Genomic DNA, 13,518 nt, shown 5'->3' with positions numbered 1-13,518 from the left:
TAAAAAAGCCCCCGACGGTTGCGTCGGGGGCTTTTTTTGTGCGTTGTTCCCGTTGGATTTAGTGTGCCACGGCAACAACCGCTTCCGGGTCGTGCTTGTGGCGGAAGAGGACAACAAACAACAGGGATACGATGAGCGCGTAGGAGGCGAAGGAAAGCCAGATATTGTGCCATTCCTTGTGGCCGGCGCCATCGGTAAAGTAATGGTCGATCACAAATCCGCTGACGCGGCTGCCGAGAAAGGCGCCGGCACCGTTGGTCATCATCATGAACAGCCCCTGAGCACTGGAGCGGATACGCGGGTCGGTGGTCGTTTCCACGAACAGCGATCCGGAGATGTTGAAGAAGTCGAAGGCCATGCCATAGACGATGCAGGACATGATGATCATCCAGAGCCCGTCGGCGGGATTGCCATAGGCAAACAGCCCGAAACGAAGCACCCAGGCCAGCATCGAAAACAGCATCACATTCTTGATGCCGAAGCGCTTCAGGAAGAAGGGAATCGTAATGATAAAGGCCGTCTCGGAGATCTGCGAGATCGACATGATAATGGTCGAATACTTTACCACGAACGAATCGGGGCCGTAGAGCGGGTTATTCTTGAAGTCATCGAGGAAGGTATCGCCATAGGCGTTGGTTAGCTGCAGCGCGGCGCCCAGGAGCATCGAGAAGAGGAAGAAGAGCGCCATCTTGTAATTACCAAACAGCTTGAATGCCTTGAGGCCGAGCTGCTCGGAAAGGGGTGCGTTTTCGGCGATGGTTTTCTGCGGCGGGCACTTGGGCAGAGTAAAGGAAAAAATACCCAGGATCACCGCGGCGATGCCGCCGATGATAAACTGGTTCGTATTGGCTTTGCTGCCCGTAAGATTGGTGATCCACATGGCCACGATGAAGCCGATGGTACCCCACACGCGGATCGGCGGGAACACCTTGACCACATCGTAGCCTTCGCGCTTGAGAATGGTGTAGGCGATCGAATTGGAAAGCGAGATGGTAGGCATATAGCAGATCATCGCACCGAAGATGGTGTAGTAAAGCTCGGTAGCTGTATGGGCATGCGGCACCAGGAAGAGAAATCCGCCGTAGAGGATATGCAGGATGCCGTATAGCTTCTCCGCATCCATCCATTTGTCGGCAATGATCCCCGTGATGGCGGGCATGAACAGCGAGGAAAGGGCCAGTGTGCCGAAGATCGCGCCGAACTGGGCACCGGCATTCGGGTTGTTGGCAACGAAGGCCGGGTTGTTGAAATAGTAGGTCGCAATGGTGATCAGCCAGGCACCCCAGACGAAGAACTGGAGGAAGCTCATTACGGTCAGTCGAAGTTTGATATTCATCAGCAAGTCATTTAATTAGGTGCGGAAAGATAGCTTTTTTCGTGAAGGTGCCAACACGCTGCGCGCGGCAAACGGTTGGTTGACGCGGCCCGCGAAAGCGAGGTGCGCGGGCATCATGGAGGGTCAAAAATCCGGTTTCCGTTTGGGGGAGTTTTGCTAATTTTAGCCGGCCTATTACTTTTTGATAACAAAAAAACTACTGCTTTGAAAAAATTTACCCTCCTGCTGCTAGGGTTCACCTTTATGGGCGCTACCGTGCATGCCCAGAAAATTGACCCCGCAGCCGTCAAACCGGTTCGATGCGGCACTATGGAGGCCATTCAACAGCGCCTCCAGGCAGACCCGGCTTTCCGGGCTGAGTGGGAACGCAACCAGCGCGCAGGCGTGGAGCCGAGCACGGCCCGCAGCACCGGCACCAGCCGCGTGTCGACGCTGACAACTACCGTAACGATCCCCGTGGTCGTACACATCGTTCTTCCCAATCCCAACCAGATCACCGAGGCCCAGATCGATTATTTCCTCGACCGCCTCAACCTCGATTTCTCCGGCTTCAACCCGGATAGCGCAAACGCCGGTGCGTTCATGCCGCTGCGTGGTCACTCGCTGATCCGCTTTACCCGCGCCCGCCGCACCCCCGGTGGCCAGCTGACCAACGGTGTCGAGCGCCGCGTGGGAACCGTACAGGTGGCCGGCAACACCTACCAGCCGATCAAGCACACAAGTGCCGGCGGTCTTGACCCCTGGGACATCACTAAATATTACAACCTTTGGGTAGGCGACGCCGGCTCTTCCGGCCTGCTCGGCATCGCGCCGAACATCGGCCCCGGCAATGCCACGGAAACCACCGGCAGCAGCGTTGGCATCGATGGCATCTGCGTCGACTACCGCGGCTTCTCCAATGGTTGCTTCTCCTACGCGGCCTTCAACCTGGCCCGCACCGCGGTGCACGAGATCGGCCACAACTTCGGCCTCTACCACAGCTTTACCGGTTGTGCCGCCGGCGCCGACTTCGCCCAGATCACGCCGGCCTTCACCGACCCCTCGCTGTTCGGTGCCGCCGCCGACGATACGCCCGGACAGTCCTCCCCTACTTCGGGCTGCCTTTCCGGTACCGTTGCCTCCGGCTGCTCCGGCGTACCCAACCCGCCCGGGAAGATGTACCAGAACTATATGGACTATACGGATGATGCCTGCTACTCGATGTTTACCATCAACCAGGTGAAGCGTATGCACGCCGTCCTGGAGCAGATGCGTCCCGGCTATCTCACTACCGATGGCGCAACGCCCCCGGCCGGTACACTGGCCCTCGACGTAACGCCCACGGTGCTTATCGCACCCGGCGGATCGGAATTTGACAACACAACCTGCAGCAGCACTTCCTACCCGACGCCAACCTGCGGCGGATCGGTTGTTCCGCGTATCCAGGTTACCAACGCAGGTACGACTACGATCACTTCTGTAACCGTGTCGCTGACCGTTAACGGCGGCGCACCCGTAACTACAACCGCCACCGGCCTGAACATCCTGACCGGCTACGGCGCCACGGTTGTTCTGCCCGCGATCACACTCGCCACCGGCAACAACACGCTTGTGTTCACCGTGTCGAACCCCAACGGCGGAACCGACCAGAACGCAGCGAACAATACCTTCACGACTACGATCGTCATCAGCGGCGGATCGCCCCTGCCCATCATGCAGGACTTCACATCGACGACCTTCCCGCCCGCAGGATGGAGCATTTACAACCCGAACGGCAACTTCACCTGGGAGCGCTCCACGGTCGGTAACGGCAACGCCGGCTCCATGTTCTTCAACAACTGGGACAACAACGCCGCCGGCCAGATCGACGAGCTCCGCAGCTCGCCTGTAACCGTTGCCCCCACCGATATCGTCAGCATCAACTTCGATGTTGCGTATCGCCCCTACAGCCTCACAACCAACCAGGATACGCTGGCCGTTCTCGTTTCGAAAGATTGCGGCGCTACCTGGACAGAACTGTACAAGAAAAGAGGAAGCACGCTTGCTACGGGCGCTGCGCTTACAGGTGCCGCATTCGTACCGGCTTCGGCCGCCGACTGGCGCCGTGAATCGATCTCGGTTCCCGCGAGCCTGCTGAACGGTGGCGCCATCCAGGTTGCCATCCGCTCCCGCGGCCGTTTTGGCAACAACGTCTATGTAGACAATATCAACATCCAGGCGATCGTGGCGCGCGACCTTACGGTGACGGCCATCGATAACCCGGGTACGCAGGTTTGCCGCAATACGTTTACCCCGCAGGTTACGGTGCGCAACAACGGTACGGAAGCGGTCACCGCCTTCAACATGGTTTACCGCATCAACAGCCGCCCCGTGGTAACCCGCACCTTTACGACAGCCCTCGCCCCCGGCGCCAGCACGAGCCTTTCGCTCGACCCGGCAACTGCAGGCTTCTTCCCGACCGATACCATCACGGTGTACAGCGCCAACCCCATCACGGCAAGCGGCATCGACGACCAGGTGCCGGCCAACGATACGATGCGCCGCTACTTCCGCGTACTCGCCCTGCAGCGCACACCGCTCGTGGAAGGCTTTGAGAATGGCTTCCCGCCGGTCGGCTGGACCATCAGCAACCCCAACGCCGATATGACCTGGGAGCGCCGCTCGCCGGGCCGCAACAGCGCCAGCTCGATGTTCATCGACAACTGGAACAACACCGATGGCCGTCTCGACGAGATCCGCGTTCCGGCTGTTGACTTTACCGGCGCCGACTCCGTTGCCGTTTCCTTCGACGTAGCCTACAAAGCGTATAGCGGCTCGCCCGACACGCTCGCGGTGTATGCTTCCGCCGACTGCGGCAACTCGTTCACGTCGATCTACAAGAAGCAGGGCACTACCCTTGCGACTGCCGGCACGTCAACGACCGAGTTCACAGCACCGGGCTCCGGCGACTGGAGAAACGACCGTACAGTCGTTACCTCGCCTGCGCTCCTCAGCTCGGGCCACATGATCCTCAACTTCCGCAACACGAGCCGCTTCGGCAATAACCTCTTCATCGACAACGTCAACATCCGCCCCTACTTCAGCCGTGACCTTGCCGTGATCGACGCGGTTCCCGGCACAACCATCTGCGATGCGGCGATAACGCCGAGCGCTGTGGTGAAGAACGTCGGTACGCAAACCATCACGTCGTTCAAGGTTGCCTATAGCATCAATGGCGGTGCTCCTGTTGTGCAGACCGTATCGAATGCCAACCTGCTCCGCGATGCCCAAATGACCGTAACGCTTGCCAATGCCACCTTCCCCACGACGGGCGCCACGCCGTTCAAGGTGTGGGTGCTTGACCCGGTTTCGGCAAACGGCAGCGGCGACCTGAAAGCCGACAACGACACGCTCACGCGTTCGGTGACGGTAGCAGCCAGGCTGGCCGCCCCGCTCGTTGAGAACTTCAGCGCTTCCTCCGCCAGCAACTTCCCGCCGGCCGGCTGGAACGTGGTGAACAGCGACAACCGCACGACCTGGACCTGGGATGCTGCCGGCAACGGCAATGCCGGTTCCGCGGCCCTGAAGTCGTTCACCTACAGCGGCAGCAGCAATGTCGATGACCTTGTTACACCGGTGGTTACATTCGGTACGTCCGACTCGCTGGTACTTACGTTCGACGTAGCGTCGGCCAGCGCCAACTACCCCGGCACGACCGCCCTCGGCCTCGATACCCTCGAAGTGCTGGCGACGGCCAATTGCGGCGCCACCTACCAGAGCGTTTACAAGAAGTGGGGCCAGGACCTCCAGACCCTGCTGACGGCAACGGCACCGAACTTCCCGATCGGCACAAGCTTTACGCCGGATGCCAGCCAGTGGCGCAGCGAGCGCGTGGATGTTGGCTCCTTCCTGAGCCAGCCCCAGGTGCAGTTTGTGTTCCGCGCTACCACGAACCAGGGCAACAACATCTACGTCGACAACGTCAATGTGACCGCCCGCGTTCTGCCGGCCAACCTGAAGGAGAACGGCTACGTCATCACGCCCAACCCGACCTTCAACAGCGTATTCCGTATCTGGCACCTCCGCCAGCCGACTACGCTCCGCTATGTTAATGTTTACGACTCGAAAGGCGCGCTGGTGTGGACCAAGTCCTACAACAAGAACGCCGAACAGGTTATTGCCGTAGATTTGTCACGTCAACCGGCCGGTGTCTACATGGTCAGCCTTGGCTATGAAGACGACTACCGCAACGTAACCGAACGCGTCATCAAACACTAATGAACAACACATCTGTTGAACGATTAATCGACGAACAACCCCGTGAACTGAAAGAAATAGGTGAGAAAGTAATCAACCATAATCGGCTTACAGATGAAGACGGACTGCTCCTTTTTGAAAGGGGCAGTCTTTCTTTTGTCGGGGCCCTCGCCAACCATGTGCGGGAAGAAAGGCATGGCGACAACACCTACTTCAACCGCAACTTCCACATCGAGCCGACTAACGTCTGTGTTTTTTCCTGCCATTTTTGCTCCTACTCGCGCCTCTATGCGCACCGGGAAGAAGGCTGGGAACTGAGCCTCGACGACATGCTCAATATCGTGAAGAAGTACGACGGGAAGCCCGAAACCGAAGTGCACATCGTAGGCGGTGTGCACCCGAAGATGAACCTCTATTTCTTCGTCGACCTGCTTAAGGCCATCAAGGCCCACCGCCCGGAGCTGCACATCAAAGGCTTCACGGCCGTGGAGCTCGATTACATGTTCCGCAAGGCCAAGCTGTCGGTGGAAGAAGGCATGAAGGTGCTCCATGAGGCCGGGCTCGACTCGCTGCCCGGTGGCGGCGCCGAAATCTTCAACGAAGCGGTGCGCCAGCAGATCTGCGCCGACAAGGTGGACGGCGCCGGCTGGCTGCACATACACGAAACGGCGCACAAGCTCGGGATGCACAGCAACGCCACGATGCTTTACGGGCACGTGGAAAGCTATGCCGACCGCGTGGATCATATGAGCCGTCTCCGCGCCCTGCAGGACCGCACAGGTGGCTTCAACACCTTCATCCCGCTGAAGTTCCGCAACGGCGGAAACGACATGAGCCACGTGCCCGAGTGCAGCCTGGTGGAAGACTTCAAGACCTACGCGGTGGCCCGACTGTACCTCGACAACTTCCCGCACCTGAAAGCCTACTGGCCGATGCTGGGCCGCAAGAATGCGCAGCTCTCCCTGGCCTTCGGCGTGAACGATATCGACGGCACCATCGACGACACGACCAAGATCTATTCGATGGCCGGCGCCGAGGAGCAAACGCCTTCCATGAGCACCGAGGAGATCGTGACCCTGATCAAGCAGGTGCGCCGCAAGCCGGTGGAGCGGGATACGCTGTACAACGTCATCAATGCCTGGTAGATAAGTTTGGTCTGCCAACTGATAAAAGCGCCGGGCGATGCCCGGCGCTTTTCGTTGGGCACAGTCGTAACTTGTAGCAAAGGACCCGGTGCCCGCCTGAATCGCAGGTAAAACATGCTTATGCGTAACCGAAAGACCGTTGCCTACAAACATCCCCTGGCGATCCGCTGGTTTCACTGGGTGAACTTTCCCATTCTCGCCTGCATGATCTGGAGCGGGCTGCTGATCTACTGGGCCAACGATGTGTACCATATTGGCCCAGGCCACAGGCCCTGGTTTCACTTTTTCCCCGAGGGCTTTTACCGCGCCCTGCGCATCCCCTATCACCTTGCCGAAGGCATGAGCTGGCATTTTGCCGTGATGTGGGTCTTTTTCATCAATGGCCTGCTGTACGTTAGCTACACCTTTCTTTCGGGCGAATGGCGTTACCTGCTGCCGAACCGTCATTCATTCCGGGAAGCCTGGCTGGTACTGCTCCACGACCTGCACCTGCGGAAAACAGCGCCGCCACAGGTGAAATACAACGGCGCCCAGCGCATTGCCTATACGGCTACCATGCTGATGGGCGCGGGATCCATCATCACGGGTCTCGCTATTTACAAGCCCGTGCAATTCCCCCGAATCACGGCGCTATGCGGCGGCTACGAGGCTGCCCGGCTCGAACACTTCGCGCTTACGATCGGGTATGCGCTCTTCTTCCTCATTCACCTGCTGCAGGTAGTCCGCGCCGGCTGGAACAATTTTCAATCCATGGTCACCGGCTGGGAACTGGCCGGCGAAACCAAAAACGACAGCGATGCAAAATCCTGAACATCGAGAGCTGACAGCCGGCCAGTGGCGGCGCCGCACGCTCCTGTCCTTTACGGTCCTGCTCCTGCTGCTGGGCGGCCTCTGGATGATCTTTCGCTGGATTGCCCGGCAGCCCCACAGCGACGGCACCCCGGCTCCGCTCCGGGCAGCACTCCTGAAAAATGAAAAGCTGTTCGGGGGCTTCTTCGATTCAGGCAAGCTGGCGCGCAGCTACCCGCTCGCTGCCGCCCTCCGCAATCCACGCGTAAATGGCCAGCTGGGCACGGGGCCGGCGCCGGATAGTGCAAACTGGCGCCTTTCGGTGATCCGCCAACCAGGCGACACCCTGCGCCTTTCGCTCAACGAGATCAGGGCGCTTCCGAAAAAAGAGATCGTCTTCGATTTTAAATGCATCGAAGGTTGGAGCCAGGTAACGCACTGGGGCGGCGTGCCGCTCAAAGTTTTTCTCGAGCACTACGGGCTGCAGGACAAGGAAAAGCTCCGCTACGTTGGCCTTGAAACACCGGACGGCGGCTATTACGTAGGCATCGACATGCCCAGCGCACTGCACCCGCAGACCCTGCTTTGCTACGAGATGAACGGCGCGCCGCTTTCTTCCGATCACGGTGCTCCGCTCCGGCTCATCATCCCGGTGAAATACGGCATCAAGCACCTCAAGCGCATCGGCACCCTGTATTTCAGCAACAAGCGCCCACGGGATTACTGGGCCGAGCGCGGCTATGACTATTACTCCGGGCACTGAGCATTAACGGCGGGCGCATCTTCACATTTCGATGGGAACCGGGGCGCCGCACCTTTCGTAACTTTTACAAAACACCGGTATGAAAAGCGTATTCGTAGCAGCTGTTGCCGCACTGCTCTTTGCCGGCTGTGCGCAAGCCCAGAAAGACAAAATAGGGTCGGGCAGTTTCCCGATCCGCTACAGCGATGCCGAATGGCGGGCCCGCCTTAGCAAGGAGCAATATTATATCCTCCGGCAGCAGGGCACCGAGCCCGCCGGCACCGGCCAATACACGGATCTCACCCAAAAAGGCACCTACTACTCCGCGGCGTCGCTGCAGCCCGTATTCCGCTCCGAAACCAAGTTTCATTCGGGTACTGGCTGGCCTTCGTTCTATGCAGCGATCCCCGGCTCGGTGCTGCTGCGCAAAGACAGGTCGCTGGGCTTCGAACGCACCGAAGTGATCGACAGCAAAAGCGGGTCGCACCTGGGGCATGTGTTTGACGACGGCCCGCCGCCCACCGGCAAGCGCTACTGCATCAATTCGGCCGCGCTCCTCTTCGTTCCCGAGGGCGGCAAGCCACCCACTTCTTCCAAACAATAGCCACGCAAATGAAACAGCTACTCCTGGCAGTCGTTACGGCATTGGCCACAGCCTGCGATCCGCAGCCTGGCCTGGGCCAACACAAGATCCCCACAGGCAACCCGGACAGGCCGGCTTCCGGAGAGGCCGTTGCCACCTTTGCAGAGGGCTGCTTCTGGCACTCGGAGATCATTTTCCAGAGCCTGAAAGGCGTGCGTGATGCCGTATCGGGCTATGCCGGCGGACACACAAAAAACCCGACGTATGAAACGGTAGGTACGGGTCAAACCGGCCATGCCGAAAGCGTACAGGTTTATTATGATCCGGCGGTCATTTCTTTCCGCACGCTCGTGCAGGCATTTTTTGCCAGCCAGGACCCGACACAGGCCAACGGGCAGGGGCCCGACCAGGGGACTCAATACCGCTCGATCGCCTTTTACCGGAGCCCGCAGGAAAAAAAGATCATCGAAGAAGAGATCGCCCGGATCAAAGCCACCGGCAAATACCGCAAGCCGATCGCTACCGAGCTGCTGCCGCTCGGCGAATTCTACCCGGCCGAACGCTACCACCAGGAGTTTGTTGCCCATCACCCCAACCAGCCCTATGTCCGCTCCGTTTCTATCCCCGACTATGAGCACTTCCGCCGCACTTTCCCGGGGCCATTTAAGGACTGACCGACTCATTGCAACCTTTTATTGATAGGCCCGAATTCAGTTGCTGTCATAAAAAAGCCCCCGCATCGCGAGGGCTTTTTTATTGTCGGTAGTGCAGTTGCATTAGCAGACCAGCACATTAGCAGACTAGCAGACTATTTCGCCATTTTAGCTTTGAGGTTCTCATCGATCGCATCCAGGAACTCCTCGGTGTAGAGGTAATCCTTTCCGTGCTCGGCTTTGCCGGGGTTGATGGTGATGGCGAGGTCCTTGGTCATCTTGCCGCTTTCAACGGTTTCGATGCACACGGCTTCGAGGGCGTTGCAGAAGTCGATGAGCTCCTGGTTGCCATCGAGCTTGCCGCGGAAGGCGAGGCCACGTGTCCAGGCGAAGATCGAAGCGATGGGGTTGGTGGAGGTCGGACGTCCCTTCTGGTGCTCGCGGTAGTGACGCGTTACCGTGCCGTGGGCGGCTTCGGCTTCCATCGTCTTGCCGTCGGGCGTTACGAGAACGGAGGTCATGAGGCCCAGCGAGCCGAAGCCCTGCGCAACGGTGTCGCTCTGTACGTCGCCGTCGTAGTTCTTACAGGCCCATACAAAGTTGCCGTTCCACTTGAGCGCGGACGCCACCATATCGTCGATAAGGCGGTGCTCGTAGGTAATGCCGGCGGCCTCGAACTTCGACTTGTAGTCGGCCTGGTACACCTCTTCGAAGATGTCCTTGAAGCGGCCGTCGTATTTCTTGAGGATCGTGTTTTTGGTAGAGAGGTAGAGCGGCCAGCCCTTGCTCAGCGCCATGTTGAAGCAGCTGTGTGCAAAGCCGCGGATCGACTCGTCGGTGTTGTACATGGTGAGCGCAACGCCATCGCCACGGAAGTTGTACACTTCGTGCTCGATGACCGTTCCGTCTTCGCCTTCGAATTTCACGGTGAGCTTGCCCTTTCCTTTAGTTACAAAGTCGGTGGCGCGGTACTGGTCGCCGAAGGCGTGACGGCCTACGATGATCGGGGCGTCCCAGTTGGTAACGAGGCGGGGGATATTCTTGATCACGATCGGCTCGCGGAACACGGTGCCATCGAGGATGTTGCGGATGGTGCCGTTGGGGCTCTTCCACATTTGCTTCAGCTTGAACTCCTCTACACGCGCCTCGTCGGGGGTGATGGTGGCACACTTGATGCCCACGCCGTATTGCTTGATGGCATTGGCGGCGTCGACGGTCACCTGGTCGTTGGTCTGGTCACGGTACTCGATGCCGAGGTCGAAGTACTTGATGTCGACATCGATATAAGGCAGGATCAGCTTGTCTTTGATGAATTTCCAGATAATGCGGGTCATTTCGTCGCCATCCAGTTCTACCACCGGGTTGGCCACTTTGATCTTCTGGGTCATGAAGCAGGGTTTTAAGTCAAAAATGATGGGCGAAGGTAAGGAATAGGCATTTTCGGGGCCGGTTTTTACCGGAAACGATTGCGCCTGCGCTAAAGCTTCGGCGCACGGAGTGCGCGGCCGATTTTGGCCCCAGGCAACAACCGGTCATTGCGAGCGCAGCGAAGCAAACTCCACTACTTTAGGACAGAACCGAATTGTAAGAAGATTCGAAGGGGTTTCCTTTGTTGCTGGAAGTCAATTTCGCAGTTTGGCGACAGCTCGCGTAACGCAGGAGTTTGCTTCGTGCCTCGCAATGACAGCAAAGGCGTCGCTCATGCAACGCCTTTGGCTATCGACTGTAAAAAACTAGGATCAGAACTCCTTCTTCGGCGCATTGATCGCGTTACCCACGTGGGCCTTATTGACCTGGTCGTTGCCGAGGTTGTCGAAGATCCAGTTGGTCATCTTGCTCCAGAGGTGGAACGTGGTATTGTCCACGCTGCCGTTGATGCTGTGGTTCTTGTTGGGATAATACATCGTTTCAAAATCGACATTGGCCTTCACCAGCGCCGAGATCATCTGGGTGCTGTTCTGGAAGTGCACGTTGTCGTCGGCGGTGCCGTGGATCAGGAGGAACTTGCCTTTGATGCGGTTCACGAAGTTGATGGGCGCGTTGTCGTCGTAGCCGGCCTTGTTCTCCTGCGGCGTACGCATGTAACGCTCGGTGTAGATGTTGTCGTAAAAACGCCAGGACGTCACGGGCGCCACGGCCACTGCGGCCGAGAAGGCGTCGTTGCCCTTGGTGATGGCCAGCGAGCTCATAAAGCCGCCGAAGCTCCAGCCCCAGTGCCCGATGTTCTTAGCATCGACATAGGACTGCTTCGCAAGGTAGCGGGCCGCGTCGATCTGGTCTTCGATCTCGAACTTGCCGAGCTGCAGGTAGGTCTTCTTTTTGAACTCCTCGCCACGGAAGCCGGTGCCGGTGTTATCGACCGACACAACGATAAAGCCGCGCTGGGCAAGCATCTGGTGCCACATGTTGGCGGCGCCGAAGCGGTTGGCCACCTGCTGCGAGCCGGGGCCGCCATAGTTGCAGAACAGCACCGGGTATTTTTTCGTGGGATCGAAGTTGGCAGGCTTCAGCATCCAGCCGTTGAGCGTATCGCCCTTGCTGTTGGGGATGCGCAGGAATTCCACCTTGCCGACGCCGAAATCAGCAAGCGTGCTTTTCAGCTTTGTATTTTCCCCGAGGGTCTTGCTGAACGTGGCCTTGTCTTTCTTAAGGTCGTACAGCGTAACCGACTGGGGCGTGTTGATATTGGAGTAGTAATCCATGAACTGGCTGAAATCGGGCTTCATCTCAACGCGGTGCCAGCCGCTTCCCTGCGTCAGCTGCTTCGTGTTCTTGCCGTTCAGGTCCGATACAAACAGGTTGCGGTCCATCGGTGTCGGGTAGGCAAGCGTATAATACACGAGGCCGTTTTTCTCGTCAACGCCATTGATGTCGGCGATATCGTTCTTCTGCTTCGTGATCTGGATCTTCTGCTTGCCGTCGATGCTGTAGCGGTACAGCTGCGTGAAGCCGTTCATCTCCGACGTGAAGAGGTAGCTCTTGCCGTCTTTGAGGAACTGCCAGTTGTCGTTGATCTCCACGAAGTACTTGTTCTGCTCGCGGTACATCTCCGAGGCCGCACCGGTGGCGGGGTTGGTGAGAAGCAGGCGCAGGTCGTTCTGGTGGCGGTTGAGCCAGAATACAACGAGCTTGGGGTTGGCGTCCTGCGTCCACTTGATACGCGGGATGTAGATATCGCCCTGCTCGTACTGTGCGGGCACGTCCTTGCGGGCAGCGACGTCGTAGAGACGGATGGCCACTTTGGAGTTGCTCTCGCCCGCTTTGGGGTATTTGTAGCCGTACTGGCGGTTGTAAACGCTGTCGTAAACCGTGAACTGGTATTCCTTCACGTTGGTCTCATCGAACTTGTAATAGGCGATGTATTTGCCGTCGGGGCTCCAGTCGAAGGCGCGGCTGAACTCGAACTCTTCTTCATACACCCAGTCGCAGTTGCCGTTGATGATCTTGTTCCACTGGCCGTCGGTGGTCACCGCGGTTGTCTGCGAAGTCGCAACATCGTAGATATACAGGTTGTTGTCGAACACGTAAGCCACTTTGCTCCCGTCGGGCGAGAACGTGGGATGCAGCACCTTGCCTGCATTGAGACGCAGCGCTTTCTTCGTGCCGAGGTCGTAGATGTAGGCCGTGGCCTTCGAGGAGCGGCGGTAAATGGGCTCGCGGCCGTTGAAGAACAGGATCCGCTTGCGGTCGGAGGCTACCTGGTAATCGGCCGTGGAGAGCTGCTTGCCCGTCTCGTCTTTCACATCGGCGGGGTTGAACAGCGAATCGTCGGAAGCACCCGTGAACCCGGGGACCGACTCGCCGCGGAACGTGTTTTTCTTGTAAATGTCTTCGAGGGTAATCTGCTTTGTCTGGGCAATCGCCAGGAAAGGCAGGAAGAGAAAAAGAAACAGAATGCGCATGTGCCTAGGGGATTTGAAGGCTAAATATAGTTTACCGTCGCTTTGGGTGCCGCCGCTATTGGAGGAACGGCAATAGTTTAACAGAAAAGGTCCCGTCATTCGACGGGACCTTTTCTTCGCGAACGCTTCTTGCGTAGATGTTCCAGGTAACTT

9 protein-coding genes are annotated in these 13,518 nt (G+C 58.2%); 6 read left to right on the top strand and 3 right to left on the bottom strand.

The features are described 5' to 3' along the window. Positions 1–58 precede the first annotated feature (58 nt). Positions 59–1,336 carry a nucleoside permease gene (locus tag ACYU7Z_RS01520; protein WP_460566915.1) on the bottom strand — a complete coding sequence of 426 codons (1,278 nt, stop codon included), beginning with the start codon at positions 1,334–1,336 and terminating at the stop codon, positions 59–61. A gap of 204 nt (positions 1,337–1,540) precedes the next feature. Between ACYU7Z_RS01520 and ACYU7Z_RS01515 the strand changes: the two genes are divergently transcribed. From ACYU7Z_RS01515 to msrA, 6 genes are all read left to right on the top strand, one after another. Beyond that, positions 1,541–5,572 (top strand): choice-of-anchor J domain-containing protein, encoded by a 4,032-nt coding sequence (locus tag ACYU7Z_RS01515; RefSeq protein WP_460566914.1) that lies wholly within the window; start codon positions 1,541–1,543, stop codon positions 5,570–5,572. Then, complete coding sequence (gene mqnE / locus ACYU7Z_RS01510; protein WP_460566913.1) at positions 5,572–6,696, top strand: radical SAM protein; 1,125 nt, start codon at positions 5,572–5,574, stop codon at positions 6,694–6,696. Before ACYU7Z_RS01515 ends, mqnE begins: the two co-directional genes overlap by 1 nt. Positions 6,697–6,816: 120 nt before the next feature. Further along, positions 6,817–7,506, top strand: a complete 690-nt coding sequence (locus tag ACYU7Z_RS01505) for a cytochrome b/b6 domain-containing protein (RefSeq protein WP_460566912.1) — start codon at positions 6,817–6,819, stop codon at positions 7,504–7,506. Continuing rightward, positions 7,493–8,248 carry a molybdopterin-dependent oxidoreductase gene (locus ACYU7Z_RS01500; RefSeq protein WP_460566911.1) on the top strand — a complete coding sequence of 252 codons (756 nt, stop codon included), beginning with the start codon at positions 7,493–7,495 and terminating at the stop codon, positions 8,246–8,248. Before ACYU7Z_RS01505 ends, ACYU7Z_RS01500 begins: the two co-directional genes overlap by 14 nt. 79 nt (positions 8,249–8,327) lie before the next feature. Further along, positions 8,328–8,831, top strand: coding sequence for a peptide-methionine (R)-S-oxide reductase (gene msrB / locus ACYU7Z_RS01495; RefSeq protein ID WP_460566910.1), 504 nt, complete (start codon positions 8,328–8,330; stop codon positions 8,829–8,831). Positions 8,832–8,839: 8 nt separating this feature from the next. Further along, on the top strand, positions 8,840–9,484 hold the full coding sequence (gene msrA / locus ACYU7Z_RS01490) for a peptide-methionine (S)-S-oxide reductase (RefSeq protein ID WP_460566909.1): 645 nt from the start codon (positions 8,840–8,842) through the stop codon (positions 9,482–9,484). 134 nt (positions 9,485–9,618) lie between these two features. Here the strand turns inward: msrA and ACYU7Z_RS01485 are convergent, their stop codons facing one another. Both ACYU7Z_RS01485 and ACYU7Z_RS01480 read right to left on the bottom strand, forming a co-directional pair. After that, positions 9,619–10,851, bottom strand: a complete 1,233-nt coding sequence (locus ACYU7Z_RS01485; RefSeq protein ID WP_460566908.1) for an NADP-dependent isocitrate dehydrogenase — start codon at positions 10,849–10,851, stop codon at positions 9,619–9,621. 351 nt (positions 10,852–11,202) lie between these two features. Next, on the bottom strand, positions 11,203–13,365 hold the full coding sequence (locus ACYU7Z_RS01480) for a S9 family peptidase (protein ID WP_460566907.1): 2,163 nt from the start codon (positions 13,363–13,365) through the stop codon (positions 11,203–11,205). Positions 13,366–13,518 lie beyond the last annotated feature (153 nt).

The organism is Flaviaestuariibacter terrae, assembly GCF_054777635.1.
This window is presented reverse-complemented; position numbering and strand designations above follow the sequence as displayed.

Excerpts from the sequence above, each read along its gene's own strand:
- ACYU7Z_RS01485 (WP_460566908.1), bottom strand. The coding sequence starts at position 10,851 with ATGACCCAGAAGATCAAAGTGGCCAACCCGGTGGTAGAACTGGATGGC.
- msrB (WP_460566910.1), top strand. The coding sequence starts at position 8,328 with ATGAAAAGCGTATTCGTAGCAGCTGTTGCCGCACTGCTCTTTGCCGGC.
- mqnE (WP_460566913.1), top strand. The coding sequence starts at position 5,572 with ATGAACAACACATCTGTTGAACGATTAATCGACGAACAACCCCGTGAA.
- ACYU7Z_RS01500 (WP_460566911.1), top strand. The coding sequence starts at position 7,493 with ATGCAAAATCCTGAACATCGAGAGCTGACAGCCGGCCAGTGGCGGCGC.
- ACYU7Z_RS01505 (WP_460566912.1), top strand. The coding sequence starts at position 6,817 with ATGCGTAACCGAAAGACCGTTGCCTACAAACATCCCCTGGCGATCCGC.
- ACYU7Z_RS01480 (WP_460566907.1), bottom strand. The coding sequence starts at position 13,365 with ATGCGCATTCTGTTTCTTTTTCTCTTCCTGCCTTTCCTGGCGATTGCC.
- ACYU7Z_RS01520 (WP_460566915.1), bottom strand. The coding sequence starts at position 1,336 with ATGAATATCAAACTTCGACTGACCGTAATGAGCTTCCTCCAGTTCTTC.
- msrA (WP_460566909.1), top strand. The coding sequence starts at position 8,840 with ATGAAACAGCTACTCCTGGCAGTCGTTACGGCATTGGCCACAGCCTGC.